This window comes from Streptomyces sp. NPDC048419 (genome assembly GCF_043200415.1).
Classification (GTDB): domain Bacteria; phylum Actinomycetota; class Actinomycetes; order Streptomycetales; family Streptomycetaceae; genus Streptomyces.
The window spans coordinates 42,680-69,263 of record NZ_JBICXT010000019.1 but is presented as its reverse complement, the minus strand read 5'-3'; the positions used below and the strand labels follow the sequence as shown (position 1 = coordinate 69,263).

The 26,584-nt window shown below is 72.0% G+C and carries 24 protein-coding genes; 17 read left to right on the top strand and 7 right to left on the bottom strand.

What is annotated here, in order from left to right:
• Positions 1 to 8: 8 nt before the first annotated feature.
• The 3 genes from hisF (at position 9) to ACGFYN_RS32885 (ending at position 2,752) form a co-directional block, all read left to right on the top strand.
• The gene (gene hisF / locus ACGFYN_RS32895; RefSeq protein ID WP_393869569.1) at positions 9 to 764 is read left to right on the top strand and encodes an imidazole glycerol phosphate synthase subunit HisF; all 756 of its coding nucleotides are present in this window, start codon (positions 9 to 11) and stop codon (positions 762 to 764) included.
• Positions 765 to 912: 148 nt separating this feature from the next.
• Entirely contained in the window at positions 913 to 1,503 is a 591-nt protein-coding gene (locus ACGFYN_RS32890) for an ArsR/SmtB family transcription factor (protein ID WP_393869568.1), read from the top strand.
• Complete coding sequence (locus ACGFYN_RS32885; RefSeq protein WP_393869567.1) at positions 1,496 to 2,752, top strand: MFS transporter; 1,257 nt, start codon at positions 1,496 to 1,498, stop codon at positions 2,750 to 2,752. Before ACGFYN_RS32890 ends, ACGFYN_RS32885 begins: the two co-directional genes overlap by 8 nt.
• A 7-nt stretch (positions 2,753 to 2,759) precedes the next feature.
• Here ACGFYN_RS32885 and ACGFYN_RS32880 read toward each other — a convergent pair whose 3' ends face one another.
• Entirely contained in the window at positions 2,760 to 3,395 is a 636-nt protein-coding gene (locus ACGFYN_RS32880; RefSeq protein ID WP_393869566.1) for a TIGR03085 family metal-binding protein, read from the bottom strand.
• An 83-nt stretch (positions 3,396 to 3,478) separates the two neighbouring features.
• Here ACGFYN_RS32880 and hisI point away from each other — a divergent pair, with 83 nt between their 5' ends.
• From hisI to lgt, 11 genes are all read left to right on the top strand, one after another.
• Positions 3,479 to 3,871, top strand: coding sequence for a phosphoribosyl-AMP cyclohydrolase (hisI, locus tag ACGFYN_RS32875; RefSeq protein ID WP_393869565.1), 393 nt, complete (start codon positions 3,479 to 3,481; stop codon positions 3,869 to 3,871).
• 11 nt (positions 3,872 to 3,882) lie between these two features.
• Positions 3,883 to 5,361, top strand: a complete 1,479-nt coding sequence (locus ACGFYN_RS32870; RefSeq protein ID WP_393869564.1) for an anthranilate synthase component I — start codon at positions 3,883 to 3,885, stop codon at positions 5,359 to 5,361.
• A gap of 70 nt (positions 5,362 to 5,431) precedes the next feature.
• The gene (locus tag ACGFYN_RS32865; protein WP_393869563.1) at positions 5,432 to 6,073 is read left to right on the top strand and encodes a TIGR02234 family membrane protein; all 642 of its coding nucleotides are present in this window, start codon (positions 5,432 to 5,434) and stop codon (positions 6,071 to 6,073) included.
• A 144-nt stretch (positions 6,074 to 6,217) separates the two neighbouring features.
• Positions 6,218 to 6,478, top strand: coding sequence for an HGxxPAAW family protein (locus ACGFYN_RS32860; protein WP_393869562.1), 261 nt, complete (start codon positions 6,218 to 6,220; stop codon positions 6,476 to 6,478).
• Between the two features lie 88 nt (positions 6,479 to 6,566).
• Positions 6,567 to 7,016, top strand: coding sequence for a DUF2752 domain-containing protein (locus ACGFYN_RS32855; RefSeq protein ID WP_393869561.1), 450 nt, complete (start codon positions 6,567 to 6,569; stop codon positions 7,014 to 7,016).
• A 145-nt stretch (positions 7,017 to 7,161) separates the two neighbouring features.
• Positions 7,162 to 7,971 carry an indole-3-glycerol phosphate synthase TrpC gene (trpC, locus tag ACGFYN_RS32850; protein ID WP_393869560.1) on the top strand — a complete coding sequence of 270 codons (810 nt, stop codon included), beginning with the start codon at positions 7,162 to 7,164 and terminating at the stop codon, positions 7,969 to 7,971.
• Between the two features lie 21 nt (positions 7,972 to 7,992).
• Positions 7,993 to 8,208, top strand: a complete 216-nt coding sequence (trpM, locus tag ACGFYN_RS32845; RefSeq protein ID WP_393869559.1) for a tryptophan biosynthesis modulator TrpM — start codon at positions 7,993 to 7,995, stop codon at positions 8,206 to 8,208.
• A 60-nt stretch (positions 8,209 to 8,268) separates the two neighbouring features.
• Positions 8,269 to 9,552: a tryptophan synthase subunit beta gene (trpB, locus tag ACGFYN_RS32840; protein ID WP_393869558.1), complete on the top strand. Its 1,284-nt coding sequence runs from the start codon at positions 8,269 to 8,271 to the stop codon at positions 9,550 to 9,552.
• A complete protein-coding gene (gene trpA / locus ACGFYN_RS32835; RefSeq protein WP_393869557.1) occupies positions 9,549 to 10,367 on the top strand; it encodes a tryptophan synthase subunit alpha in 819 nt (272 codons plus the stop codon). Before trpB ends, trpA begins: the two co-directional genes overlap by 4 nt.
• 88 nt (positions 10,368 to 10,455) lie before the next feature.
• Positions 10,456 to 11,229, top strand: a complete 774-nt coding sequence (locus ACGFYN_RS32830) for a DsbA family protein (RefSeq protein WP_393869556.1) — start codon at positions 10,456 to 10,458, stop codon at positions 11,227 to 11,229.
• An 82-nt stretch (positions 11,230 to 11,311) separates the two neighbouring features.
• Positions 11,312 to 12,334 carry a prolipoprotein diacylglyceryl transferase gene (gene lgt, locus ACGFYN_RS32825; RefSeq protein ID WP_393869555.1) on the top strand — a complete coding sequence of 341 codons (1,023 nt, stop codon included), beginning with the start codon at positions 11,312 to 11,314 and terminating at the stop codon, positions 12,332 to 12,334.
• Positions 12,335 to 12,351: 17 nt separating this feature from the next.
• Here lgt and ACGFYN_RS32820 read toward each other — a convergent pair whose 3' ends face one another.
• From ACGFYN_RS32820 to ACGFYN_RS32795, 6 genes are read right to left on the bottom strand one after another with little or no spacing between them, the layout of a single operon-like run.
• Positions 12,352 to 13,182, bottom strand: coding sequence for an HpcH/HpaI aldolase/citrate lyase family protein (locus ACGFYN_RS32820; protein WP_393869554.1), 831 nt, complete (start codon positions 13,180 to 13,182; stop codon positions 12,352 to 12,354).
• Entirely contained in the window at positions 13,179 to 14,381 is a 1,203-nt protein-coding gene (locus tag ACGFYN_RS32815; protein WP_393869553.1) for a CaiB/BaiF CoA transferase family protein, read from the bottom strand. The genes ACGFYN_RS32820 and ACGFYN_RS32815 overlap by 4 nt, the downstream gene beginning before the upstream one ends.
• A complete protein-coding gene (locus ACGFYN_RS32810; RefSeq protein WP_393869552.1) occupies positions 14,378 to 15,739 on the bottom strand; it encodes an ADP-ribosylglycohydrolase family protein in 1,362 nt (453 codons plus the stop codon). The genes ACGFYN_RS32815 and ACGFYN_RS32810 overlap by 4 nt, the downstream gene beginning before the upstream one ends.
• Complete coding sequence (locus ACGFYN_RS32805; RefSeq protein WP_393869551.1) at positions 15,727 to 16,893, bottom strand: ADP-ribosylglycohydrolase family protein; 1,167 nt, start codon at positions 16,891 to 16,893, stop codon at positions 15,727 to 15,729. Before ACGFYN_RS32805 ends, ACGFYN_RS32810 begins: the two co-directional genes overlap by 13 nt.
• An 8-nt stretch (positions 16,894 to 16,901) precedes the next feature.
• Positions 16,902 to 18,173 (bottom strand): ADP-ribosylglycohydrolase family protein, encoded by a 1,272-nt coding sequence (locus ACGFYN_RS32800; protein WP_393869550.1) that lies wholly within the window; start codon positions 18,171 to 18,173, stop codon positions 16,902 to 16,904.
• Positions 18,170 to 19,174: an ADP-ribosylglycohydrolase family protein gene (locus ACGFYN_RS32795; RefSeq protein ID WP_393869549.1), complete on the bottom strand. Its 1,005-nt coding sequence runs from the start codon at positions 19,172 to 19,174 to the stop codon at positions 18,170 to 18,172. Before ACGFYN_RS32795 ends, ACGFYN_RS32800 begins: the two co-directional genes overlap by 4 nt.
• A gap of 266 nt (positions 19,175 to 19,440) precedes the next feature.
• Between ACGFYN_RS32795 and ACGFYN_RS32790 the strand changes: the two genes are divergently transcribed.
• The 3 genes from ACGFYN_RS32790 (at position 19,441) to ACGFYN_RS32780 (ending at position 26,583) form a co-directional block, all read left to right on the top strand.
• On the top strand, positions 19,441 to 20,172 hold the full coding sequence (locus tag ACGFYN_RS32790) for a VIT1/CCC1 transporter family protein (RefSeq protein WP_393869548.1): 732 nt from the start codon (positions 19,441 to 19,443) through the stop codon (positions 20,170 to 20,172).
• 365 nt (positions 20,173 to 20,537) lie between these two features.
• Positions 20,538 to 25,130 (top strand): glutamate synthase large subunit, encoded by a 4,593-nt coding sequence (gltB, locus tag ACGFYN_RS32785; RefSeq protein ID WP_393869547.1) that lies wholly within the window; start codon positions 20,538 to 20,540, stop codon positions 25,128 to 25,130.
• Positions 25,123 to 26,583 (top strand): glutamate synthase subunit beta, encoded by a 1,461-nt coding sequence (locus ACGFYN_RS32780; protein ID WP_393869546.1) that lies wholly within the window; start codon positions 25,123 to 25,125, stop codon positions 26,581 to 26,583. The genes gltB and ACGFYN_RS32780 overlap by 8 nt, the downstream gene beginning before the upstream one ends.
• Position 26,584: the final 1 nt, after the last annotated feature.

The following is a 26,584-nucleotide window of genomic DNA, read 5'->3' as shown; positions in this document are numbered from 1 at the left end:
GTGGATTCATGACCCTGGCGGTCCGAGTCATCCCCTGCCTGGACGTGGACAACGGCCGGGTCGTCAAGGGCGTCAACTTCCAGAACCTGCGCGACGCGGGCGACCCCGTCGAGATGGCCAAGGTGTACGACGCCGAGGGCGCCGACGAGCTGACGTTCCTGGACATCACCGCGTCGTCGGGCAACCGCGAGACGACGTACGACGTGGTGCGCCGCACCGCGGAGCAGGTGTTCATCCCGCTCACCGTCGGCGGCGGCGTCCGCACGGCGGAGGACGTGGACAAGCTGCTGCGGGCCGGCGCGGACAAGGTCGGCGTCAACACGGCGGCCATCGCCCGCCCCGACCTGATCCGCGAGATCGCCGAGCGGTTCGGCCGGCAGGTGCTGGTCCTCTCGGTGGACGCGCGCCGCACGCCCGAGGGCACCTTCGAGGTGACCACCCACGGCGGCCGCAAGGGCACCGGCATCGACGCCGTGGAGTGGGCGCACCGGGCCGCCGAGCTCGGCGCCGGCGAGATCCTCCTGAACTCGATGGACGCGGACGGCACGAAGGACGGCTACGACCTGGAGATGATCGCGGCTGTCCGCAAACACGTGACGGTCCCGGTGATCGCCTCGGGCGGCGCCGGAAAGCTCGCCGACTTCTCTCCGGCCATCGGGGCGGGCGCGGACGCGGTCCTCGCGGCATCGGTCTTCCACTTCGGCGACCTGCGGATCGGCGAGGTCAAGGGGGCACTGCGGGGAGCCGGGCACCCCGTGCGGTGACGTCCCCGTAGAGGCGTTGTAAGCCCCGGCCTCAAGGAGGCCGGGGCTTACTGACGGAGGAGGCCGGGGCTTACTGACGCACAGATGCGCAAGAGAAGTTCCGCAAAATATATTGTGCAATTTCTCTTTCGCATCTAGCGTCACGGGTATGCCTGAGACGGAGCGAGACCGCCGCATCAAGGACGTGGGCACCCTCAAGGCCCTCGCCCACCCGCTGCGCGCACAGCTGTACCGGCTGCTCACCATCGCGCGGACGGCGACCGCCTCCCAGCTCGCCGACCAGGTGGACGAAGCCGTCTCGCTGGTCAGCTACCACCTGCGCAAGCTGGCCGAGCACGGGCTGATCGAGGAGGCCGAGGCGCGGAGCGAGGACGGCCGCGAGCGGTGGTGGCAGCCCGCCTCCGAGGGGGTGAGCATCCGCGACGAGGACTTCAGGGACGCCCCGGAGAAGGCCGCCGCGCACACCGCGGCCAGCCGTCTCTTCTTCGAGCAGCGCGCCGACATGTTCCGGCGCTACCTCGACGAGCGCGCGCACTGGAGCGACGCGTGGACGACGGCCTCCGAATCCGCCGAGTGGCTGCTGCGCCTCACCCCGGCCGAACTGGCCGGGCTGTCCAGGGAGATGTACGACGTCGTGCGCCGGTACGAGGAGCGCGGACGCGCCGCCGTCGCGGAGGGCGACACCGAGGACCGTGAGCACGTCGCGGTGCACACCTACGGCTTCCCGTTCCGTGTCTGAGACCGCGCTCGACGGCGCCCCGACGGCTTTTGCCGAACTCCCCGCCCACCGCGACGCCAACGTCCTGCGCTGGCTCGCCGCCTTCACCTTCTCGATGGTCGGCGACAGCGTCTACTACATCGCCCTGTCCTGGGCCGCCGTACAGGCCGGTACGGCCTCGCAGGCGGGGCTGGTGATGACGGTGAGCGCGCTGCCGCGAGCGGTGCTGATGCTGGGCGGCGGGGTGGTCGCCGACCGGCTGGGGCCGCGGCGGGTGGTGATCGGCAGCGACGCCGTGCGCTGCGCGGCCGTTCTCGCGGTGGCCGCGCTGCTGTTCCTCACCGGCCCCGGCCTGTGGCCGCTGGCGCTGCTCGCGCTGGTCTTCGGCACCGTCGACGCCGTGTTCCTGCCGGCCGTGGGCGCCCTCCCCGCGCGCGTGACGCACCGTGGCCAACTCGCGCGCGTGCAGGGCATGCGAGGGCTCGCGATCCGGTTCGCGAGCGTGGTCGGCGGCCCGCTCGGCGGGCTCGGTGTGGCGCTGGGCGGGGCGACGGCCGCGTTCGTGCTCGCGGGGCTACTGATCGCCGTGTCTGTGCCGCTGCTGGTCCGCGTACGGATGCGCGAGCTGCCGCCGGACGACACGCCCGGCGCGCGCAAGGCGACCGCCCGGGAGGACCTCGTGGCCGGCCTGCGCCACATCCGCCGGCACCGCGTGCTCGCACCGCTGATGCTGGTCATAGCCCTCGGCGACCTCGGCTTCGTCGGACCGCTCAACGTCGGACTGACGCTGCTCTGCGACGAGCGCGGCTGGGGCGCGGCCGGCATGGGCTGGGTGCTCGCGGGCTTCGGCGTCGGCGCGGGCGCCGCCGCGCTGCTGCTGACCGTACGGGGCCGGCTGCCGCACGCCGGGCGGGTCGCCGGCTGGTCGATCATGGCGGGCTCGGTGGCGGTCGGCGCGCTCGCGTTCGCCCCGACCGTCGCCCTCGCCGTCGGTACGGCCCTGCTGATCGGGCTGCTCACCGGGCTCAGCGGCGCGATGTGCGGGGCCTTGCTGCAGACCCAGGCCGACCCTGCCTGCCTCGGTCGGGTGACCGCCGTCGCCAGCCTGGTCAGCCTGGGTCTCACCCCGCTCAGCATGCCGCTGTCGGCCACCGCGATCGGCGCCTGGGGTACCGGCCCGGTCTTCGTGGCCAGCGCCGTCGTGTGCGGCCTCGGCGGCGTGGTCGCCCTGTGCGTGCCCGCACTGCGCCGCGCCGAGCTGCCCCGCTGAACGCCCCCTAGATCCCCAACTGCTTCGCCTCGTGGAGCTTGGCCACCGCGTCCTTGTCGCCCTCCAGCTCCACGTGGGCGGCGTTCTGGCGGCCGTAGGAGAACAGGAGGAGTTCCGAGGGCTCGCCGGTGACCGTGACCACGGGAGTGCCGCGGTGGGCGACCGCCGTCTGGCCGTCCGGGCGGCGCAGGACGAGGCCGGTGGGGGCGCCGCGGCCCATCAGGCGGGCCGAGCGTTCGAGCCGGGACCACAGGGCGTCCTGGAAGACCGCGTCGAGTTCGCGTGGCGTCCAGTCGGACTGCGCGCGGCGGACGTCCTCGGTGTGGACGTAGAACTCCACCGTGTTCGACATCTCGTCGACCTGCTTGAGCTGGAACGGCGAGAAGCGGGGCGGACCGGTGCGGATGAGCTGGATCAGCTCCTCGTACGGCTTCGCGGCGAACTCCGCCATCACCCGCTCCAGGCGGGACGCGAGCTGCTTGATCAGGATGCCGCCGGCGGCATCGGGGCGGCGCTCGCGCACCACCACGTGCGCGGCGAGGTCGCGGGTCTGCCAACCCTCGCAGAGAGTCGCGGCGTCCGGGCCCGCGGCCTCCAACAGGTCGGCCAGAAGAAGTCGTTCACGCTTGGCGAAAGTCGACATGCAATCAGCCTACGACCACGCCGAGGGTCCGCCCAGTGGACTCGTCGCCATGACTGTCGGTGTCGCGCGGCACAATGGCACCCATGACCAGTACGCCACCGGCCAGCAGCCTCGACCCGGAGATCGCCGCGCGCCTCAAGCGCAGTGCCGACGGGCTCGTCCCCGCCATCGCCCAGCAGTACGACACCGGTGAGGTGCTCATGCTCGGCTGGATGGACGACGAGGCGCTGCATCGCACCCTCACCACCGGCCGCTGCACCTACTGGTCCCGCAGCCGCCGGGAGTACTGGGTCAAGGGCGACACCTCCGGCCACTTCCAATGGGTCAGGTCCGTCGCGCTGGACTGCGACGCGGACACCGTGCTGGTCAAGGTCGACCAGGTCGGCGCCGCCTGCCACACCGGCGCGCGCACCTGCTTCGACGCCGACGTGCTCCTCAAGGACGCCGATTCCGGGCCGTCCGGCGCCGATCAGTAAGGTCAGCCGCCATGGACCTCGAGACGTTCCGCAAGCTGGCCACCGACCGCCGTGTCATCCCGGTCACCCGCAAGCTCCTCGCCGACGGCGACACCCCGGTCGCGCTCTACCGCAAGCTCGCCGCCGAGCGCCCGGGGACCTTCCTGCTGGAGTCCGCGGAGAACGGCCGCTCCTGGTCCCGGTACTCGTTCGTGGGCGTGCGCTCCGCCGCCGCCCTGACCGCGCGCGACGGCCAGGCGCACTGGCTGGGCGTCCCGCCCGTCGGCGTCCCCACGGACGGCGACCCCCTCGCGGCCCTGCGCGCCACCATCGAGGCCCTGCACACCCCGCACCAGGATGGCCTGCCCCCCTTCACCGGCGGCTTGGTCGGCTATCTCGGCTACGACATCGTGCGCCGCCTGGAGAAGATCGGCCCCGGCGAGCGGGACGACCTCGGGCTGCCCGAGCTGACCATGCTCCTGACCAGCGACCTCGCCGTGATGGACCACTGGGAGGGCTCGGTCCTGCTGATCGCCAACGCGATCAACCACAACGACCTCGACACGGGCGTCGACGAGGCCCACGCCGACGCCGTCGCCCGCCTCGACGCCATGGAGGCGGACCTCACGCGCGCGGTCGCCCAGCCGCCCGCCGTCCTCCCGCCCTCCGAGCTCCCCGAGTACACCGCCCTGTGGGGCGGCCCCGACTTCCGGGTGGCCGTCGAGGACATCAAGGAGCGCATCCGCGCGGGCGAGGCCTTCCAGGTCGTCCCCTCGCAGCGCTTCGAAACGCCGTGCACGGCAAGCGCGTTGGACGTCTACCGGGTGCTGCGGGCCACGAACCCGTCGCCGTACATGTACCTGTTCCGGTTCGACGGCTTCGACGTCGTGGGATCCAGCCCGGAAGCCCTGGTGAAGGTCGAGGACGGGCAGGCCATGGTGCACCCCATCGCCGGCACCCGGCCGCGCGGGGCGACCCCGCAGGAGGACCAGGTCCTCGCCGACGAGCTGATGGCCGACCCCAAGGAGCGCGCCGAGCACCTGATGCTCGTCGACCTCGGCCGCAACGACCTGGGACGGGTCTGCGAGCCGGGCACCGTCGAGGTCGTCGACTTCATGTCCGTCGAGCGGTACTCGCACGTGATGCACATCGTCTCCACCGTCACCGGCAGGGTCGCCGGGGGCCGCACCGCCTTCGACGTCCTCACGGCCTGCTTCCCGGCCGGCACCCTCTCCGGCGCGCCCAAGCCCCGCGCGATGCAGATCATCGACGAACTCGAGCCGTCCCGCCGGGGGTTGTACGGCGGCTGCGTCGGCTACCTCGACTTCGCGGGCGACTCCGACACCGCCATCGCCATCCGCACGGCCCTGCTGCGCGGCGGCACGGCGTACGTCCAGGCGGGCGCCGGCGTCGTCGCCGACTCCGACCCGGTCGCCGAGGACCAGGAGTGCCGCAACAAGGCGGCGGCGGTCCTGCGCGCGGTCCACACCGCGAACAGGCTCGGCAAGTAGGGCGTTTGCGGGCAGTGGGGCGCTTCTCACGTGAACCCCGGGTGACGGTTCACGGGGGGTTCGGGTGATAGTGGAGTACGTGACTGCTGCTCCTCACCCCCGTTCCGAAGCCGATGGACCCGCACGGGCCGGCCGCCGGAGTCTCGCCATTGCCCTGCTGTGCGGTGCGCTCGGCGCGGCCGTCGCGCTGCTCTCCACCCGGCAGCGCTGGTCGGAGGGCACCACGACGGTGGCCGGCGGCGCCTTCTCCCTGACCGCCAAGGGCAGCGACGTCACGGGCGTCCCCGCGGCGCTCGCCATAGTGGGCCTCGCCGCGCTCGTCGCCGTCTTCGCCGTCCGCAGGGCCGGCCGCCTGCTCGTCTCCGCCCTCCTCGCGCTCTCCGGCGCCGGCACCATCGCCGCGGCCCTGCTCGGCGTCTCCGACACCTCCGCGCTCGACGAGAAGGCCGCGCAGGCCGCCGGCGACACCTCGGCCACCGTCGGCGCCCTCAGCCACACCGCCTGGCCGTACGCCGCGGCCGCGGGCGGTGCCCTGATCCTCGTGGCCGGCCTGCTCGCCCTGCGCTACGGCCGCCAGTGGCCCGCGATGTCCGGCCGCTACGAACGCACCGGGGCGCCGAAGCCCCGCCGCAGGCCCGCGGTCGTCGACCCCGACCGGCCCGAGGACATCTGGAAGGCGCTGGACCGCGGCGAGGACCCCACCGGGGCGTAGCCTCTGCGCGGGGCGGACCGAGTCCGATCCGCGACCGGAGCCGACGCGCGATGGGCCACCCCCGAGCGGCGCGCCTGTGCGCGTGCGGGACAATGTCCCGTGAGCGTCCGGCTCAGACACGAAAACAGCAATGAGGAGCAAGCAATGGCGGGCAGCAGCCACGGTCACACCCCGGCCGCCTGGACCGGTGTCATGATCGCGTTCGTCGGTTTCTGCGTCTCCGGCGCCTTCATGGTGGCGGCTCAGCCCGTGGGCTTCTGGGCCGGCATGGGCATCGTGGTCGTGGGCGGCGTCGTCGGCTGGGTCATGAGCGCGATGGGCATGGGTCAGCCGAAGGACGCGCACAAGGACTTCCAGGACGCGCTGGCGCAGAGCCAGGCCGCCGCGAGCGCGACGAAGAGCTGACCCCGTACGGCTTCCGCGCGTACCGCTGAGGGGCGATCCGGTGCCGGATCGCCCCTCACGCGCGCGTGGCGGCCCTGCCGGGGGGACAATGCTGGACGTGAACGCCGAGAGCCAGTTCCCGACGCCGGCGACCGCCTCGCCCACGGTGGTGTCCCGGCTCGCCGTGCCCGCCGGACTGCTCGCTGCCGTCGCCGGTGCCTTCGTCTACGTGGGGACCGTGGACCCGAACCAGCCCGGCCACTACCCCGTCTGCCCGCTCTACCGGTTCACCGGCGTCTACTGCCCCGGCTGCGGTGGCCTGCGCAGCGCGTACTCCTTCATCCACGGCGACTTCCTGGCGGCCCTCCAGGACAACGCCCTCGCGGTCGCCGGCTATCTGGGATTCGCCCTGCTGTGGACCGTATGGGTGGTGCGTGCGGCCCGCGGCCGTCCGCTGCGCCTGGACCTCGGGCCGGTCCATCTGTGGACCCTGGGGACGTTGGCGCTGGTCTTCACGGTTGTCCGGAACCTGCCGGTCGGTGGCTGGCTCCACCCTTGATCAACAGGGGAACGTCCAGGTAGTGGGACCGGCGTCAACCGGATGCGAGGCCTACGCCTTCCTCCGGATACCATCGCAGTGACCACCGGTTTTCCCCCTGGGTCAACCTCTTGAACAGTCAACTGTCTGAAAGGGGGCCTCTCGCGTGAGTGTGCTCGACGAGATCATCGACGGAGTCCGTGCCGACCTCGCGGAGCGGCAGGCGCGCGTCAGCCTCGACGAGCTCAAGGAGCGCGCGGCGAAGGCTCCCGCGGCCAAGGACGGGCTGGCCGCGCTGCGCGGCGAGGGTGTCAAGGTCATCTGTGAGGTCAAGCGGTCCAGCCCCTCCAAGGGCGCGCTGGCCGCCATCGCCGACCCGGCGGGACTCGCCGCCGACTACGAGGCGGGCGGCGCCGCCGTCATCTCCGTCCTGACCGAGGAGCGCCGCTTCGGCGGCTCGCTGGCCGACCTGGAGGCCGTGCGGGCCCGGGTCGACATCCCGGTGCTGCGCAAGGACTTCATCGTCACGTCGTACCAGCTGTGGGAGGCCCGTGCGTACGGCGCCGACCTCGCGCTGCTCATCGTCGCCGCCCTGGAGCAGTCGGCCCTGGAGTCGCTGATCGAGCGCGCGGAGTCCATCGGGCTCACCCCGCTCGTCGAGGTCCACGACGAGGACGAGGTCGAGCGGGCGGTCGACGCGGGCGCGAAGGTGATCGGCATCAACGCGCGCAACCTCAAGACCCTCGAGGTCGACCGGGGCACGTTCGAGCGCGTCGCCCCTGAGGTCCCGGCGCATCTCATCAGGGTCGCCGAGTCCGGCGTCCGCGGTCCGCACGACCTCATCGCGTACGCCAACGCCGGCGCCGACGCGGTCCTCGTGGGCGAGTCCCTGGTCACCGGCAAGGACCCGAAGTCCGCGGTCTCCGACCTGGTCGCGGCGGGCGAACATCCCGCACTGCGGCACGGCCGGGGCTGATTCCCGGCTAGGCTTGCCCCGATGACTCTCACCGTGACCACCATGGACCGGCACGCCCGCCTCGCGCGCGGCTGCCGCCCTCGCGGCTGCCGCGCCCCGGCCCGCCGCGTACACGGCCGCAGAGTCAGGTACGTCATCGGAGACGAACCGGGCCAGGTGAACGGCCGGCGATGGCAGCGCCCCTCAAGGGGCGCGGGGAACTGCGCGGTCAACCACAACGATCCCGCAGCCGACTGACAACCCCCCGCCCCACGGCGACCAGCGCATTCAACTGCCAACTCACCGTGAGGTACACGCATGCCCAGCGACTTCTTCATCCCCGACCCGGAGGGTCAGGTCCCCACCCCCGAAGGCTACTTCGGGGCATTCGGCGGCAAGTTCATCCCGGAGGCCCTCGTCGCCGCCGTGGACGAGGTGGCCGTCGAGTACGACAAGGCCAAGCACGACCCCGAGTTCGCCCGTGAACTCGACGACCTGCTGGTCAACTACACCGGCCGGCCCAGCGCCCTCACCGAGGTGCCACGCTTCGCCGAGCACGCCGGCGGTGCCCGGATCTTCCTGAAGCGGGAAGACCTCAACCACACCGGCTCCCACAAGATCAACAACGTCCTCGGCCAGGCCCTGCTCACCAGGCGCATGGGCAAGACCCGCGTCATCGCCGAGACCGGCGCCGGCCAGCACGGCGTCGCGACCGCCACGGCCTGCGCGCTGTTCGGCCTCGAGTGCACGATCTACATGGGCGAGATCGACACCGAGCGCCAGGCCCTGAACGTGGCCCGCATGCGCATGCTCGGCGCCGAGGTCGTCGCCGTGAAGTCCGGCAGCCGGACGCTCAAGGACGCCATCAACGAGGCCTTCCGCGACTGGGTCGCCAACGTCGACCACACCCACTACCTCTTCGGTACGGTCGCCGGCCCGCACCCCTTCCCGGCCATGGTCCGCGACTTCCACCGCGTCATCGGCGTGGAGACCAGGCGCCAGCTCCTGGAGCGCGCCGGCCGTCTCCCGGACGCCGCCGTCGCCTGCGTGGGCGGCGGCTCCAACGCCATCGGCCTCTTCCACCCCTTCATCCCGGACGCCTCCGTCCGCCTGATCGGCTGCGAGCCGGCCGGGCACGGAGTGGAGACGGGCGAGCACGCGGCCACGCTGACCGCGGGCGAGCCCGGCATCCTGCACGGCTCCCGCTCCTACGTCCTCCAGGACGACGAGGGCCAGATCACCGAGCCGTACTCCATCTCGGCCGGTCTGGACTACCCGGGCATCGGCCCGGAGCACTCCTACCTCAAGGACAGCGGCCGCGGCGAGTACCGCGCGGTCACCGACGACGCGGCGATGCAGGCCCTGCGCCTGCTGTCGCGCACCGAGGGCATCATCCCGGCGATCGAGAGCGCGCACGCCCTCGCGGGCGCCCTCGAGGTCGGCAAGGAGCTGGGCAAGGACGGCCTGATCGTCATCAACCTGTCCGGCCGCGGCGACAAGGACATGGACACGGCCGCCCGCTACTTCGGCCTGTACGACACCGACGCGGAGGTCGCCGCCAACGAGGCCGACACCGCCGAGATCGAAGGGGACGCCAAGTGAGCGGCAACATCCAGCTGTTGGCGGACACCCTCGCCGGCGCCAAGGCCGAGGGCCGCTCCGCGCTCATCGCCTACCTCCCGGCCGGCTTCCCGACCGTGGACGGCGGCATCGAGGCGATCAAGGCGGCCCTGGACGGAGGCGCGGACGTCGTCGAGGTCGGCCTGCCGCACAGCGACCCGGTCCTCGACGGACCCGTCATCCAGACCGCCGACGACATCGCCCTGCGCGGCGGCGTCAAGATCGCGCACGTCATGCGCACGGTCAAGGAGACCTACGCGGCCACCGGGAAGCCGATCCTGGTCATGACGTACTGGAACCCCATCGACCGCTACGGCGTCGAGCGCTTCACCGCCGAGCTCGCCGAGGCGGGCGGCGCGGGCTGCATCCTGCCCGACCTGCCGGTGCAGGAGTCGGCGCTGTGGCGGGAGCACGCCGAGAAGCACGGGCTGGCCACGGTCTTCGTGGTCGCCCCCAGCAGCAAGGACGAGCGGCTCGCCCAGATCACCGGCGCGGGCACCGGCTTCGTCTACGCGGCCTCGCTGATGGGCGTCACAGGCACCCGCGCGTCGGTCGGCGCCCAGGCGCACGACCTGGTCGAGCGCACCCGGGCCACCGGCACGGGCCTGCCCGTCTGCGTCGGGCTCGGAGTCTCCAACGCCGAGCAGGCCGCCGAGGTCGCGGGCTTCGCCGACGGCGTGATCGTCGGCTCGGCCTTCGTCAAGCGGATGCTGGACGCCCCGGACCACGCGGCCGGTATCGAGGCCGTCCGCGACCTCGCCGCCGACCTCGCGAAGGGCGTGCGCGGACAGGCGTAGCCGGGCATCTCATGTCACCCGGGTCCCCCTTACGAGTGGATCTGGGACCGGGGAGGCGCATTGCGCCTCCCCGGTTCGTTCTGGGGGTGTGAGCGAGAAGAACCGTGAGGGAAAGCGCACCGCCCGGGAGCGGCTGGCGGACGAGCGCGAGAAGCAGAAGGCCGCTGACAGGCGACGGCGGACGCTGATCGTGGGCGCCGGCGTCGTCTGTGTCCTGGGCCTTGCCGCCGTGATCGGCGTGGTCGCCGCGAACTCGGGCAAGGACGAGGCCAAGGCGTCCGGCCCGGCCGTGGCGCCCTCCGGGGCCCAGGGCAAGGACAGCCTCGCGATCCCGGTGGGCAAGGACGGCGCCAAGTCGACGCTCACGATCTGGGAGGACTTCCGCTGCCCGGCCTGCATGGCCTTCGAGGCGGCGTACCGCCCAACCCTCCACGAGCTGACCGACTCCGGGCAGATGAGGATCGAGTACCACCTGGTCAGGCTGATCGACGGCAACCTCGGCGGCACCGGCTCGCTGCGCGCGGGCAACGCCGCCGCGTGCGCCCAGGACGCCGCGAAGTTCCGCGACTACCACGACGTCCTGTACGCGAACCAGCCGAAGGAGACCGACGACGCCTTCGGGGACAACGGCAAGCTGATCGACCTGGCGGGCAAGGTGAAGGGCCTCGACACGGCCGCCTTCCGCTCGTGCGTCGACGACGGCAAGCACGACAGCTGGGTGAACAAGTCCAACGCCGCCTTCAAGGCGGGCCGTTTCGGCGGGACACCGACGGTCCTGCTCGACGGCAAGAACATCTACCAGGACCAGACGATGACGCCCGCGAAGCTGAAGCAACTGGTGCAGCAGGCGAACAAGGGGTAAGAGTTTCACGCCCGCCCGTTATGGAGCCGTAGCCGGTCCGCCTGCCGTCGGGCCCGCCGGGCACGGTAGCGTCGACCTTGCCATGGAAGAACTTGCCTACATTCCGAGCCCGTCGCGCGGGGTGCTGTACCTCGGCCCCATCCCGCTGCGTGGCTACGCGTTCTGCATCATCATCGGCGTCTTCGTCGCGGTCTGGCTCGGCAACAAACGCTGGATCGCCCGCGGCGGACGGACCGGCACGGTGGCCGACATCGCTGTCTGGGCGGTGCCCTTCGGCCTCGTCGGCGGCCGGCTGTACCACGTCATCACGGACTACGAGCTGTACTTCAGCGAGGGCCGTGACTGGGTGGACGCCTTCAAGGTGTGGGAGGGCGGGCTCGGCATCTGGGGCGCGATCGCTCTCGGCGGCCTGGGCGCCTGGATCGGCTGCCGCCGACGCGGCATCCCGATGCCCGCGTACGCCGACGCCGTCGCACCCGGCATCGCCTTCGCCCAGGCGATCGGCCGCTGGGGCAACTGGTTCAACCAGGAGCTGTACGGCAGAGAGACCCATGTCCCCTGGGCGCTGCACATCACGTCCTCGACGGACGGCCGCGTGCCCGGGTACTACCACCCGACGTTCCTCTACGAGTCCCTGTGGTGCGTCGGCGTCGCCTTCCTGGTCATCTGGGCCGACCGCCGCTTCAAGCTCGGGCACGGACGGGCGTTCGCGCTCTACGTCGCCGCCTACTGCGTGGGCCGGGCCTGGATCGAGTACATGCGCGTCGACGACGCCCACCACTTCCTCGGCCTGCGGCTGAACGACTGGACCGCGATGATCGTGTTCCTGCTCGCGGTGGCGTACATCGTGCTGTCGTCCAGGATCCGGCCGGGCCGGGAGGCCGTGGTCGAGCCGGGCGCCCTGGAGGAACGGGCCGAGGCGGAGGCTGCCGCCGGCGACAAGACCGAGGTCGAGGACAAGTCCGAGGACGAGGCCGAGGCCGAGGACGAGGCCGAGGCCGAGGACGGCGACAGCCCCAAGGAAGCTGCTGCCACCGGGGAGAGCGCCGAAGAGGACGCCGAGGTCGACGCGAAGGACGGCGCCGAGTCGGCCAAGAAGAGCTGATCGTCCCGTCAGGCTGCCTAGCGGCGGTCGGCCAGTGACAGCGTGCGTCGCGCTGTCGCCACGACCGCCGCGTCGATGAACCGTCCGTTCGGCAGAGCCTGGGCGCCTTGCTGGGTCGTCGCCGCCTTGAGAACCGTCTCGGCCTCCTCGATCTCCCGCGCCGTGGGCAGGTAGGCCCGTTCGATGATGGGCAGTTGGCGCGGGTGGATCGCCGCCCGGCCGAGGAAGCCGAGGGTGCGGCCGTGAGCGCACGAGGCCGCCAGGCCCTCCAGGTCGCGGACGTCCGGGTGGACCGACTGCGAGGGCGGGGGCAGCCCCGCCGCCCGCGCGGCGACGACGATGCGGGAGCGGCACCAGTCCAGGCCCGCGTCCTCGCGTACGCCCAGGTCGGCCCGTAGATCCGCCTCGCCGAGGGCGATGCCGCGCAGCGCGGGATGGGCGGAGGCGATGGCGTGGGCGTGCTCGACGGCCGGCGCGGACTCCAGGAGCGCGTACAGGCCGAGGGCGCCACCGGCCGCGGGGCCGGTCCCTTCCGCGGTGCGGACGATCTGCTCGGGAGACGTCACCTTCGCCAGTCGCAGGCCCGAGAGGCCGGGCAGTGCGGCCACCGCGGCGAGGTCTCCGGCGGCCAGCGGGCCGTCCAGGGGGTTCACGCGGACGTGGACCGGGACCGGCTGCGGTGCGGAGAGGAGTTCGGCGGTGGCCGAGCGGGCGTACTCCTTGCGGTCCGGGGCGACCGCGTCCTCCAGGTCCACGACGACCACGTCGGCGCCGGCCGACAGTGCCTTGGCGACGACGTGCGGGCGGTCGCCGGGGACGTAGAGCCAGGTCAGTGGTGGCGCTGTCATACGGCGCCCTCCTCGCGCAGGGCGGTCAGCTCGGCCGGGGTGAGGCCGAGCGCGGTGAGCACCGTCTCCGTGTCCGCGCCGTGCGGGCGGCCCGCCCAGCGGATCGCGCCGGGCGTGGCGGAGAGACGGAACAGGACGTTCTGCATACGGAGAGGGCCCAGTTCGGGGTCGTCGAGGGCGGTGATCGTGTCGAGGGCCGCGTACTGCGGGTCCGTCATCACCTCCCGCACGTCCTGCACCGGGGCCACCGCCGCCTCCGCCTTCTCGAAGGCCGCCAGGACCTCGGTGCGGGTGCGCTCGGCGATCCAGCTGCCGACCGCCGCGTCCAGGACGTCGGCGTGCCGGGCGCGGTCGGCGCCCGTCGCGAACCACGGCTCGTCGACCAGCTCCGGACGGCCCACCAGGTGCATCACGCGTTCCGCGACCGACTGCGCGGAGGTGGAGACGGCGACCCAGGCGCCGTCGGCCGTGAGGTAGGTGCCGCGCGGGGCGTTGTTCTGGGAGCGGTTGCCGGTGCGCGGCTGGACGTGGCCGAGCTGGTCGTACCAGGTGGGCTGGGGGCCGAGGACGGTCAGGATCGGTTCGATGATCGCCATGTCGACGACCTGGCCCTCGCCGGTGCGGTCGCGGGCGGTCAGCGCGGTCATGACGGCGTACGCCGTGGCCAGGCCCGCGATGGAGTCGGCGAGGCCGAAGGGCGGGAGCGTGGGTGGCGCGCCCGGTTCGCCGGTGATCGCGGCGAAGCCGCTCATCGCCTCGGCGAGGGTGCCGAAGCCGGGGCGGTGCGCGTAGGGGCCGAACTGGCCGAAGGCGGTGACCCTGGTGAGGATCAGACGGGGGTTGGCGGCGGACAGCTCCGCCCAGCCGAGGTCCCACTTCTCCAGGGTGCCGGGGCGGAAGTTCTCGATGACGACGTCCGCGGTGGCCGCCAGGCGCAGCAGGGTGGAGCGGCCGCCCGGCTTCGACAGGTCGAGGGTGATGGTCCGCTTGTTGCGGCCGAGGAGCTTCCACCACAGCCCGATGCCGTTCTTCGACGGGCCGTGGCCGCGGGAGGGGTCCGGCTTGGTGGGGTGCTCCACCTTGATGACCTCCGCGCCGAAGTCGCCGAGCAGGGTGGCGGCGAGCGGGCCGGCGAAGAGGGTGGCGAGGTCGAGGACGCGCAGGCCGGAGAGCGGGGCGTCCACGGCGGTGTGGGTCATGGGCGGGATGCCTCCCGGTGGGTGAGCTGGGCCAGGGTGTCGAAGCCGATGCCGTTGAAGTCGCCCACGGAGCTGGCGAGCCGGTTCTTGAGCGGTGTCGTCCAGCGGTCCGGCAGGGCGGTGGGGGAGCCGGCGAGGAGGCCGGCGATGCCGCCCGCGGTGGCGCCGTTGGAGTCGGTGTCCCAACCCCCGGACACCGCACGGCAGATGGCGCCGGTGAAGTCGCCGTCGGCATGGGTGAGGGCGGCGGCGACGAGGGCGGTGTTGGGGACGGCGTGCACCCAGTGGTGGGTGGCGGCGTGGGCGGCGTGCAGCCGGTCGACGATGGTGTCGAAGTCGGCGTGTTCCCGGGCGAGTTCGACGGCGTCGCGGACGGCTCGGGCCAGCCGGGAGCGGGGCGGGACGACCGTCAGGCCGGTGCGCAGACAGGCGTGCACGTCGTGGGTGCCGGTCGCCGCGGCGGCGATGACGGCGGCGGTGAACATCGCGGCGTAGACGCCGTTGGCGGTGTGGGTGAGGGTGGCGTCGCGGTGCGCCTGTTCGGCGGCGGCGGCCGGGTCGCCGGGGTTGGTCCAGCCGTGGACGTCGGCGCGGATGAGGGCGCCGATCCACTCGCGGAAGGGGTTGCGGTGGCGGGCCGTGTGCGGCGGTTCCAGGCCGAGGAGGAGGTTGCGGTAGGCGATGCGCTCGGCGGTGAAGGTGCGGCCCGCCGGAAGTTCGGACAGCCACAGGCCCGCGAGGTCGGTGGTGGTGAACCCTCTGCCGTGGCGTTGCAGCAACAGCAGGTTGAGAAGCGGGTAGTTGAGGTCGTCGTCCTCGGGCATGCCGTCGATGTTCTCGGCGAGGGAGGTGGCCGCCGAGCGGCGGTTCCAGGGGTGCTGCGACAGGAGTTCGGCGGGCACGCCGCGGGCGGTGAAGTAGGTGCTCAGCGGCCAGTTGCCGGTGGCCCGCGCCAGTTGGCGGATGCCGTCGAGCGGGAGTTTCTCCACGGGCTTGCCGAGCAGGCAGCCGACGGCGCGGCCCAGCCAGGCGGCTTCGAGGCGGGCCTGCGCGACGGACGAGCCGGGGGCGGGGATGGGCCAGTCCGGGCACAGCGCCTTGATCCTCCGCAGGTCCGTCGGCTCGCTGTCGCTCAACGTGCTGGGCAGATCGGCCAGTTCGTCCAGCAGGTCCTTGGCCAGCAGCCGCAGATAGCGCGAGGCCGGTTCGGGTGACGCGCCCGCCCGCAGAGGTGCCTCGGGTCCGCCCGCTGCACGCCACCGCGCGGCGATCGCCGAGGGTTCGCGGCCGTCCAGCGCCGCCTGCCGCAGCTCGTGGCCGATCAGGTCCTCCGGCTGGACCCAGGTCACTCGGAGCAACTCGGGCCTCCCATCCGGGAGAAGGCCGCCTCGTGGGCCCTGCGTCGTCGGACGTCCCGCTCGAAGATCTCCAGGGTCACCCGCGTGAGCGTCGCCGCGGGCTCCCACAGGTCCAGGCGGCTCGCCTCCGCGATCCGCTTCGACCAGTCCTCCGGGACCTCGCGGCCGAGCGCCCCGGCGAGCGCGCCCGCCATCGTGGCGATCGAGTCGCAGTCGCGGCCGTAGTTCACCGAACCCAGCACCGCGTGGCGGTAGTCGCCGCGGGACACCAGCAACATGCCGAGGGCGACGGGGAGTTCCTCGATCGCGTGCAGGCGGGACGGGCGGCGGGCGCCGAGGGACGGAGCGCGGTAGTCGGGGCCGACCGTGTCGTACGGGGTCACCGCCTCCCGCAGCGGGACCAGCGCGGACTCGAAGTCGGTGTGGCGGGACGCCACTTCGCAGACCCGCTCGATCGCCGTGCGCGTGCCGTCCCTGGCCAGGCGGAGCGCGGCGGCGACGACCGAGTCCGGTGTCGCTCCTGGGGCGGCCGCCGCGGCCACCGCCGCCGCGAAGACGCCCGCCGCCTCGCGGCCGTACGACGACTGGTGGGCGCCCGCGACGTCGAGTGCCTCGGCGTAAGCGGCTGCCGGGTCGGCCGCGTTGACCAGGCCGACCGGCGCCATGTACATCGCGGCACCGCAGTTGACGATGTTGCCGACGCCGGCCTCGCGCGGGTCGACATGGCCGTAGTGGAGCCGGGCCACCAGCCACTTCTCCGCGAGGAAGATCCGGTGCAGCGGGACGGCCTCCGTCTCCAGCTCCGGGATCCAGCGCGGGTTGTTCATCAGGTCCGGCACCAGGTGGTCCGCGATCGCGTACGCGTCGAGATGGTCGCGGACCCGCGCGTACACGCGGATCAGCGCGTGCGTCATCAAGGTGTCGTCGGTGACGTGCCCGTCGCCCTTGTGGTACGGCGCGAGGGGGCGGGCCGTGCGCCAGGCGTCGCCGCTCCAGGGGCCGACGACGCCGAGGACGCGGCCGCCGTGGCGCTCGAGGATCTGGTCGGGGGAGTAGCCCTCGACGGGGCCGCCGAGGGCGTCGCCCACCGCCGCGCCCACGAGGGCTCCGGCGATCCGGTCCTCCAGGCTGATTTCTGACTGTTTGGGCGTCATGGGCGGAATCATCCTCCTGGTGAGGCCGGTTGCGTGGCTTCCAGTAGTTCGGCGAGTTCCACCAGGTCGGTGCCGGTCAGACGGGGGAGCGCGCAGCCGGACAGGGTGCGGCAGGCCTCGCGCCAGGACGCGGGGATCGAGTCGCCGCCGCCGAGCGTGCCGGTGAGGGCGCCCGCGAGCGCCGGGGCCGAGTCGGCCACCCGGGACAGACAGGCCGCCGCCGGTACCGCCTCCGCGATACGGCCCCGGGAGGCGGTGGTCAGGGCGAGGGCCACCGGGACGGTTTCGGCGGCGGCGATGCCGTAGCTGTAGACGTGGTCGACGATCCGGTGTTCCAGGAGGGGGATCAGGGCGAAGGCGGACTCGGCCCGCGCGGCAAGCTCCAGGGCGTGGCGGGCGTTGCGGCCGATCTCGGTGGTCTCGGGGAGCTCGGCCAGGGCCGCCGTCACGCAGGTGTGCACGTCCGCGCCGGTCAGGGCGAGGGACACGGCCGCCGCCATGGCACGGGCTCCGTGCACTCCGTCGCCGTCCTGGGTATAGCGGGCGTCGAACTCGGCGAGGTCCGCGGCGAGCCGGGGCTCGCCGGGGTGGGCCACGGCCAGGACACAGGCTCGTACGCAGGCCGCGTCGTCGAAGTAGTGGGGGTTGTCGTGGCCGGTGGCGGGCGGGCGGAGCCCGGCGGCGAGGTTGCCGAGTCCGGCCCGTACGGAGATACGGGCGCGCAGGGGGAGGACGGCGGACTCGATCTCCGGAGCGCGGTCCGCCGCCGCGGCGACTTCTGCGGCCACGGCGTTCCAGGTCAGGTCGATGGCGGCTCGGGTACGGCGTTCCTGGCTGAGGTCGCCGAGGGCGTTGCTGTCGCCGGCGCGCAGCAGCGCCTCCGCGGCGAAGGCTGCCCATTCGGCGTCGTCGGAGGGGCCGAGGTGGAGGGGCTCGGGGGGCTGGTTGAGGGCGATGGGAACGGGGAGGGTGGTGGTGGCGTTGTGCTCGGCGAAGGTGTCGAGTTCGCGGGTGAGGCGGCGGGTCCACTCGGGCATACGGGCCGCTCGGTGGCGAGCGGCGGGCCATCCGGCGGCGTCGCCCGCGGCCAGCCCCAGCAACAGGCCGACGGTTCTGCCGGCCTCGGCTTCGCCTTCGGCCGTTTCGCTCCCACCCGCACCACCCGTATCTCTTTCGTCGTCGGGTGGCCCCTGTGGGGCGAATCCACCGTCGGCGGCTGTCCCTTCGTGCGTCGGCGCAGTCACCGGTGCTCCCGCCGTCCACGGCCCCGGCGGCGTCATCGCGACGCCCCCGGCACCAACAGGTCCGCCACTTCCAGGACGTGGTGGCCCGCCATCGCCGGCAGGCAGCTGCCCCGGGCCGGGCCGATCGCCGACGCCCACTCCTGGGGGATCGCGGAAGCGCCCTGTCCCGCGCCCGCCAGCGCTCCCGCCACCGCCGCCGTCGTGTCCGCGTCGCGGCCCATGTTGACCGCCGTGAGCACCGCGTCGCGGAAGTCGCCGTCGGCTGCCGCGTAGGCGCCGAAGGCCAGGGCCACCGCCTCCGGGGCCAGGTCGGTCCAGGGGTAGCCGCCGATGACGACCGCCGAGCGGACCGCTCTTTCGCCGCGGTGGGCGACCGCCGCGGCGCGGCGCAGGGAGCGGGCCGTCCAGGAGTCGTCGGGGACGACGGCCAGCGCCGAGGCCACGACCGCGATGGCCGGCGCGCCCGCCATCGCCGCCGCCACGCCCGCCGCCACCGCCTGGCCGCCGTAGATGCCCTCGCCGTCGTGGCTCACCGAGCCGTCGATCGCGGCCAGCCGGGCCGCCTCGGCGGGGCGTCCCGCGGCGAAGACGCCGAAGGGGGCCGCCCGCATGGCCAGGCCGTCGCTCCAGGCGTGCCGGTGCTGGGCCGAGATGGGGGCGGCGAGTCCGCGGCGGAGGTTTTCCAGGGTGCCGCGTTCGCTGAAGCCCGCGCCCCGGAACTGTCCCTCCTCCCGGTCCGCGATCCACTCGTGCCAGGCCGCCTCCACATGGGCCGGGGTGAGGTCCGAGCCGTGCCGGGCGAGCAGCAGGCCGGAGAAGATCGCGTACTCGGTGTCGTCGGTGCCGCAGGGGCGGTCGGCGACGTAGCCGGTGATACGGCCCCAGCGGGCGCGGATCTCCGAGGGCTTCATGTTCTCCGCCGGGGCCCCGAGCGCGTCACCGACGGCGAGGCCGAGCAGCGCTCCGCGCGCCCGTTCGCGGAGTTCGGCGGCGGTGCCGCGCGACGGGACCGAGGGAATGCAGGCGATCGATGTCATACGCGCGCGGCCTCTCCTGCGGGGCTCCGGGAGCCATATGCGGATGTGTCCCACCGCAGCGGTTTCGCCGAGCCCGCCGGGCGCCATCGTCACCCGGTCGACATATGTGCAGAGGTCGTAGCGGATGAGCGGTTGCGGGCAAAACCGCAGGTTAGCCGAGCCTTTCCTTGCTGGCGGGGTTGGAATGGGGGGCGTACATTCTGCGTTGTCGAAACATAGAACGTGTCCAAAGTTAGCTTTGGCTTAGCTATCCTGGGGGAAGACCCGTGGCCATCATCGAGACCGAAGCCGCGCTGCACGAAGCGCATCGCGACAACCACACGCACCGGGATGTGAACGGCGGCTGGCTGCGCCCCGCCGTCTTCGGTGCGATGGACGGCCTGGTCTCGAACCTCGCGCTGATGACCGGTGTCGCCGGTGGCGCGGTCGGTCAGCACACCATCGTGCTGACCGGGCTCGCGGGTCTCGCGGCCGGTGCCTTCTCCATGGCCGCCGGTGAGTACACGTCCGTCGCCTCGCAGCGTGAGCTCGTCGAGGCCGAGCTGGACGTGGAGCGCAGGGAGCTGCGCAAGCACCCGAAGGACGAGGAGGCCGAGCTCGCGGCGCTCTACCAGGCCCGCGGGGTCGAGCCCGAGCTGGCGCGGGAAGTCGCCCGGCAATTGTCGAAGGACCCGGAGCAGGCGCTGGAGATACACGCCCGCGAGGAGCTCGGCATCGACCCCGGCGACCTGCCGTCCCCCCTGGTCGCGGCGGTGTCGTCGTTCGGATCCTTCGCGCTGGGCGCCCTGCTGCCCCTGCTGCCGTATCTGCTCGGTGCGACCGCGCTCTGGCCGGCCGTGCTGCTCGCGCTCTTCGGGCTGTTCGGCTGTGGTGCGGTGGTGGCCCGGGTGACGGCGCGCAGCTGGTGGTACAGCGGACTCCGGCAGCTTGCCCTCGGTGGTGCTGCGGCCGGTGTGACGTACGCCCTGGGCATCCTGTTCGGAACGGCCGTAGGATAAGGGCGGTTGCACAGTATGCGTTGGGCCGCATAAGTAGCCGTTACTCGCTGGTTTCGGATGCATGACCACGGGGCATGAGCCGTAAGCGCTGTGGGCAATGACGCCTGTCGCGCATCCGCGGGGCGGGCGACGCCGCCCTCCCGCCTTGGACTGACGGACATCGATCTGTCCCGTGCGGTCCCCATAGCTTCCATCGCAGGCGTGGTACCCCCGCCGCCCCGCGGTGTCCGCATGTTGGAACGAACCATCCGCTTTTCGAGAACCGCTCCATCATGTAACCTGCACGAAATTTTGCACTGAGCAGAGGGCCAACGTCGTCCCTCGGCACCTTGAACATGCCACTTGAGACGACGACGGGAGAGCCGATGCGTACGCCGCGCCAGCCGTCCCAGCATTCCGCGAATGGCCAGAACTGGTCCTTCATGGATGCTCGCCCTGCTGCGCAGGGTATGTACGACCCCCGCAACGAACGAGACGCGTGCGGCGTCGGCTTCGTGGCCACCCTCACCGGCGAGGCGTCCCACACCCTGGTCGAACAGGCCCTGACGGTGCTGCGCAACCTCGAGCACCGCGGCGCCACCGGCTCCGAGCCCGACTCCGGCGACGGTGCGGGCCTGCTTTCGCAGGTGCCCGACGCCTTCTTCCGTGACGTGGCCGATTTCGAGCTGCCCGAGGCCGGTGCGTACGCCGTCGGCATCGCCTTCCTGCCCGAGGAGGGCACCGAGGGCACCGTCTCACGGATCGAGACGATCGCCGCCGAGGAGGGCCTCACGGTGCTCGGCTGGCGCGAGGTTCCGGTCGCCCCGGAACTGCTCGGCGCCACCGCCCGTTCGACGATGCCCGCCTTCCGGCAGATCTTCGTGGCGGACGGCGCGAGCAAGGACATCGACCTCGACCGCAAGGCGTTCGCGCTGCGCAAGCGCGCCGAGCGCGAGGCCGGTGTCTACTTCCCGTCGCTCTCGGCCCGCACGATCGTCTACAAGGGCATGCTGACGACCGGTCAGCTGGAGCCGTTCTTCCCGGACCTGTCCGACCGCCGCTTCGCCTCGGCCGTCGCCCTGGTCCACTCGCGCTTCTCCACGAACACCTTCCCGTCGTGGCCGCTCGCGCACCCCTACCGCTTCGTCGCGCACAACGGTGAGATCAACACCGTCAAGGGCAACCGCAACTGGATGGTCGCCCGCGAGTCGCAGCTGATCTCGGAGCTGTTCGGCGAGCGGAGCCTGGAGCGCCTGTTCCCGGTGTGTACGCCGGACGCCTCCGACTCGGCGTCCTTCGACGAGGTGCTCGAACTCCTGCACCTGGGCGGCCGTTCGCTGCCGCACTCCGTGCTGATGATGATCCCGGAGGCGTGGGAGAACCACGACTCCATGGACCCGGCACGGCGCGCCTTCTACCAGTTCCACTCCACGATGATGGAGCCCTGGGACGGCCCGGCCTGTGTCACCTTCACCGACGGCAAGCAGGTAGGCGCGGTCCTCGACCGCAACGGTCTGCGCCCCGGCCGCTACTGGGTCACCGACGACGGCCTGGTCGTCCTCGGCTCCGAGGTCGGCGTCCTCGACATCGACCCCGCCAAGGTCGTGCGCAAGGGCCGGCTGCAGCCCGGCCGCATGTTCCTCGTCGACACGGTCGAGCACCGCATCATCGAGGACGACGAGATCAAGGCGACCCTCGCCGCCGAGCAGCCGTACGCCGAGTGGATCGAGGCCGGCGAGATCGAGCTGGGCGACCTGCCCGAGCGCGAGCACATCGTCCACACCCACGCCTCGGTCACCCGCCGCCAGCAGACCTTCGGTTACACCGAGGAGGAGCTGCGCGTCATCGTCGCACCGATGGCCAAGGCCGGTGCCGAGCCGATCGGCTCGATGGGCACGGACTCGCCGATCGCCGCGCTGAGCGACCGTCCGCGGCTGCTCTTCGACTACTTCACCCAGCTGTTCGCGCAGGTCACCAACCCGCCGCTGGACGCCATCCGCGAGGAACTCGTCACCTCGCTGCGTTCGTCGCTGGGCCCCTCGGGCAACCTGCTCGACCCGACGGCCGCCTCCTGCCGCTCGGTCCTGCTGCCCTTCCCGGTGATCGACAACGACGAGCTGGCCAAGCTCATCCACATCAACGCCGACGGCGACATGCCCGGCTTCAAGGCCGCGACCCTCTCCGGCTTGTTCCGGGTCTCCGGTGGCGGTGACTCGCTGGCCGCGCGCATCGACGAGATCTGCGCGGAGGCCGACGCCGCCATCGAGAACGGCGCCCGGCTGATCGTCCTGTCGGACCGCCACTCGGACGCCGAGCACGCGCCGATCCCGTCGCTGCTGCTCACCGCGGCCGTCCACCACCACCTCATCCGCACCAAGCAGCGCACCCAGGTGGGCCTGCTGGTCGAGGCCGGCGACGTCCGCGAGGTCCACCACGTCGCCCTGCTCATCGGTTTCGGCGCCGCGGCGGTCAACCCGTACCTGGCCATGGAGTCCGTCGAGGACCTGGTCCGGGCCGGCACCTTCCTGACGGACATAGAGGCCGAGCAGGCGATCCGCAACCTGATCTACGCCCTCGGCAAGGGCGTGCTGAAGGTCATGTCCAAGATGGGCATCTCGACCGTCGCCTCCTACCGCGGCGCCCAGGTCTTCGAGGCCGTCGGCCTCGACGAGACCTTCGTCGAGAAGTACTTCAACGGCACGGCCACCAAGATCGGCGGCGTCGGCATCGACGTCATCGCCAAGGAGGTCGCCGCCCGTCACGCGAAGGCGTACCCGGCCTCCGGCATCGCGCCCGCCCACCGCGCCCTCGACATCGGCGGCGAGTACCAGTGGCGCCGCGAGGGCGAGCCGCACCTGTTCGACCCGGAGACGGTCTTCCGGCTCCAGCACTCCACGCGCACCGGCCGCTACGACGTGTTCAAGAAGTACACCGAGCGCGTGAACGAGCAGTCCGAGCGCCTGATGACGCTGCGCGGCCTGTTCGGCTTCAAGTCGGACCGCGAGCCGATCTCCATCGACGAGGTCGAGCCGGTCTCCGAGATCGTCAAGCGGTTCTCCACCGGCGCCATGTCCTACGGCTCGATCTCGCGCGAGGCGCACGAGACGCTCGCCATCGCCATGAACCAGCTGGGCGGCAAGTCCAACACCGGTGAGGGCGGCGAGGACCCGGACCGGCTGTACGACCCGGCCCGCCGGTCCGCCATCAAGCAGGTCGCCTCCGGCCGCTTCGGCGTGACCTCCGAGTACCTGGTCAACGCGGACGACATCCAGATCAAGATGGCCCAGGGCGCCAAGCCCGGCGAGGGCGGCCAGCTCCCCGGCCACAAGGTCTACCCGTGGGTCGCCAAGACCCGTCACTCGACGCCGGGTGTCGGTCTGATCTCCCCGCCGCCGCACCACGACATCTACTCGATCGAGGACCTGGCCCAGCTGATCCACGACCTGAAGAACGCGAACCCGCAGGCGCGGATTCACGTCAAGCTGGTCTCGGAGGTCGGCGTCGGCACGGTCGCCGCGGGTGTGTCCAAGGCGCACGCGGACGTCGTGCTGATCTCGGGTCACGACGGCGGTACGGGCGCGTCCCCGCTGACGTCGCTCAAGCACGCCGGCGGTCCCTGGGAGCTGGGCCTCGCCGAGACCCAGCAGACCCTGCTGCTCAACGGCCTGCGCGACCGCATCGTGGTCCAGACGGACGGCCAGCTCAAGACCGGCCGTGACGTCGTCATCGCCGCGCTGCTCGGCGCCGAGGAGTTCGGTTTCGCGACCGCGCCGCTCGTCGTCTCCGGCTGCGTCATGATGCGCGTCTGCCACCTGGACACCTGCCCGGTCGGCATCGCCACGCAGAACCCGACCCTGCGCGACCGCTTCACCGGCAAGGCCGAGTACATCGTCAACTTCTTCCAGTACATCGCCGAAGAGGTCCGCGAGATCCTCGCCGAGCTGGGCTTCCGCACCATCGAGGAGGCCGTCGGCCACGCCGAGTCGCTCGACGTGACCCGCGCGGTCGACCACTGGAAGGCGCAGGGCCTGGACCTCGAGCCGCTGTTCCACGTGCCCGAGCTGCCCGAGGGCGCGGTGCGCCACCAGCTGATCGAGCAGGACCACGGCCTCACCAAGGCGCTCGACAACGAGCTGATCAAGCTCGCCGCCGACGCCCTGGCCGCGGACTCCGCGACCGACGCCCAGCCGGTGCGCGCCCAGGTCCAGATCCGCAACATCAACCGCACGGTCGGCACCATGCTCGGCCACGAGGTGACGAAGAAGTTCGGGGGCGCGGGCCTGCCCGACGACACCGTCGACATCACCTTCATCGGCTCGGCGGGCCAGTCCTTCGGTGCCTTCCTGCCGCGCGGTGTCACCCTGCGCCTGGAGGGCGACGCCAACGACTACGTCGGCAAGGGTCTGTCCGGCGGCCGCGTGATCGTCCGCCCGGACCGGGGCGCCGACCACCTCGCCGAGTACTCGACGATCGCGGGCAACACCATCGCCTACGGCGCCACCGGCGGCGAGTTGTACCTGCGCGGTCGTTCGGGCGAGCGGTTCTGCGTCCGCAACTCCGGTGCGCTGGTCGTCTCCGAGGGCGTGGGCGACCACGGCTGCGAGTACATGACCGGCGGTCACGCGGTGGTGCTCGGCGAGACGGGCCGCAACTTCGCGGCCGGCATGTCGGGCGGTGTCGCGTACGTGATCGACCTGAACGTCGACAACGTCAACGCCGGCAACGTCGGCGCCGTCGAGGCCCTCGACGACTCCGACAAGCAGTGGCTGCACGACGTCGTGCGCAGGCACCAGGAGGAGACGGGGTCCACGGTCGCGGAGAAGCTGCTCGCCGAGTGGGACACCGCGGTGGAGCGCTTCAGCAAGATCATCCCCAGCACGTACAAGGCAGTGCTCGCCGCCAAGGACGCCGCCGAGCGAGCCGGTCTCACCGAGACCGAGATCACCGAGAAGATGATGGAGGCGGCGATCAATGGCTGACCCGAAGGGCTTCCTGAACCACGGCCGTGAGGTCGCCAAGACCCGCCCCGTCACCGAGCGCGTCAAGGACTGGAACGAGGTCTACGTCCCCGGCTCCCTGCTGCCGATCATCAGCAAGCAGGCCAGCCGCTGCATGGACTGCGGTATCCCGTTCTGCCACAACGGCTGTCCGCTGGGGAACCTGATCCCCGAGTGGAACGACTACGCCTACCGCGAGGACTGGGCGGCCGCCTCCGAGCGCCTGCACGCGACCAACAACTTCCCGGAGTTCACCGGTCGCCTCTGCCCGGCCCCCTGCGAGTCGGCGTGCGTGCTCGGTATCAACCAGGCGCCGGTCACCATCAAGAACGTCGAGGTCTCGATCATCGACAAGGCGTGGGAGACCGGGGACGTCGCCCCGCAGATCCCCGAGCGCCTGTCCGGCAAGACCGTCGCCGTCATCGGCTCGGGCCCGGCGGGTCTGGCCGCCGCCCAGCAGCTGACCCGGGCCGGCCACACCGTCGCCGTCTACGAGCGCGCCGACCGCATCGGCGGCCTGCTGCGCTACGGCATCCCCGAGTTCAAGATGGAGAAGCGGCACATCAACCGCCGTATCGAGCAGATGCGCGCGGAGGGCACCCGCTTCCGTACCGGTATCGAGATCGGCCGCGACCTCAAGGCGACCGACCTGAAGAAGCGGTACGACGCGGTCGTCATCGCCGCCGGTGCGACGACCGCCCGCGACCTCCCGGTCCCCGGCCGCGAGCTCCAGGGCATCTACCAGGCGATGGAATACCTGCCCCTGTCCAACAAGGTCCAGGAGGGCGACTACGTCACCTCCCCGATCTCGGCCGAGGGCAAGCACGTCGTGGTCATCGGCGGCGGCGACACCGGCGCGGACTGCGTGGGCACCGCCCACCGCCAGGGGGCGGCCTCCGTCACGCAGCTGGAGATCATGCCCCGCCCGGGCGAGGAGCGGCACCCGGGCCAGCCCTGGCCGACCTTCCCGATGCTCTACAAGGTCACCTCGGCGCACGAGGAGGGCGGCGAGCGGGTCTACTCCGTCTCGACGACCCACTTCGAGGGCGACGAGGACGGCAACGTCCAGTGGCTGCACCTCGCCGAGGTCGAGTTCGTCGACGGCAAGCTGACCTCGAAGCCGGGCACGGAGCGCAAGATCCCCGCCCAGCTGGTCACCCTCGCCATGGGCTTCACCGGCACCGACCGGGAGAACGGCCTGGTCGACCAGTTCGGCCTGGACCTCGACGAGCGCGGCAACATCGCCCGCGACGCCGACTTCCAGACCAACGTCCCCGGTGTCTTCGTCGCAGGTGACGCGGGCCGCGGCCAGTCGCTCATCGTGTGGGCGATCGCCGAGGGCCGCTCGGCCGCCAAGGGAGCCGACCGCTTCCTGACCGGCGCCAGCGACCTGCCGGCCCCGATCCGCCCGACGGACCGGTCCCTGATGGCCTGAC

Coding starts and splice junctions, on each gene's coding strand:
- hisF (WP_393869569.1), top strand. CDS start 9: ATGACCCTGGCGGTCCGAGTCATCCCCTGCCTGGACGTGGACAACGGC.
- ACGFYN_RS32890 (WP_393869568.1), top strand. CDS start 913: ATGCCTGAGACGGAGCGAGACCGCCGCATCAAGGACGTGGGCACCCTC.
- ACGFYN_RS32880 (WP_393869566.1), bottom strand. CDS start 3,395: ATGTCGACTTTCGCCAAGCGTGAACGACTTCTTCTGGCCGACCTGTTG.
- hisI (WP_393869565.1), top strand. CDS start 3,479: ATGACCAGTACGCCACCGGCCAGCAGCCTCGACCCGGAGATCGCCGCG.
- ACGFYN_RS32870 (WP_393869564.1), top strand. CDS start 3,883: ATGGACCTCGAGACGTTCCGCAAGCTGGCCACCGACCGCCGTGTCATC.
- ACGFYN_RS32860 (WP_393869562.1), top strand. CDS start 6,218: ATGGCGGGCAGCAGCCACGGTCACACCCCGGCCGCCTGGACCGGTGTC.
- ACGFYN_RS32855 (WP_393869561.1), top strand. CDS start 6,567: ATGCTGGACGTGAACGCCGAGAGCCAGTTCCCGACGCCGGCGACCGCC.
- trpM (WP_393869559.1), top strand. CDS start 7,993: ATGACTCTCACCGTGACCACCATGGACCGGCACGCCCGCCTCGCGCGC.
- trpB (WP_393869558.1), top strand. CDS start 8,269: ATGCCCAGCGACTTCTTCATCCCCGACCCGGAGGGTCAGGTCCCCACC.
- lgt (WP_393869555.1), top strand. CDS start 11,312: ATGGAAGAACTTGCCTACATTCCGAGCCCGTCGCGCGGGGTGCTGTAC.
- ACGFYN_RS32820 (WP_393869554.1), bottom strand. CDS start 13,182: ATGACAGCGCCACCACTGACCTGGCTCTACGTCCCCGGCGACCGCCCG.
- ACGFYN_RS32815 (WP_393869553.1), bottom strand. CDS start 14,381: ATGACCCACACCGCCGTGGACGCCCCGCTCTCCGGCCTGCGCGTCCTC.
- ACGFYN_RS32805 (WP_393869551.1), bottom strand. CDS start 16,893: ATGACGCCCAAACAGTCAGAAATCAGCCTGGAGGACCGGATCGCCGGA.
- ACGFYN_RS32800 (WP_393869550.1), bottom strand. CDS start 18,173: ATGACGCCGCCGGGGCCGTGGACGGCGGGAGCACCGGTGACTGCGCCG.
- ACGFYN_RS32795 (WP_393869549.1), bottom strand. CDS start 19,174: ATGACATCGATCGCCTGCATTCCCTCGGTCCCGTCGCGCGGCACCGCC.
- gltB (WP_393869547.1), top strand. CDS start 20,538: ATGCGTACGCCGCGCCAGCCGTCCCAGCATTCCGCGAATGGCCAGAAC.
- ACGFYN_RS32780 (WP_393869546.1), top strand. CDS start 25,123: ATGGCTGACCCGAAGGGCTTCCTGAACCACGGCCGTGAGGTCGCCAAG.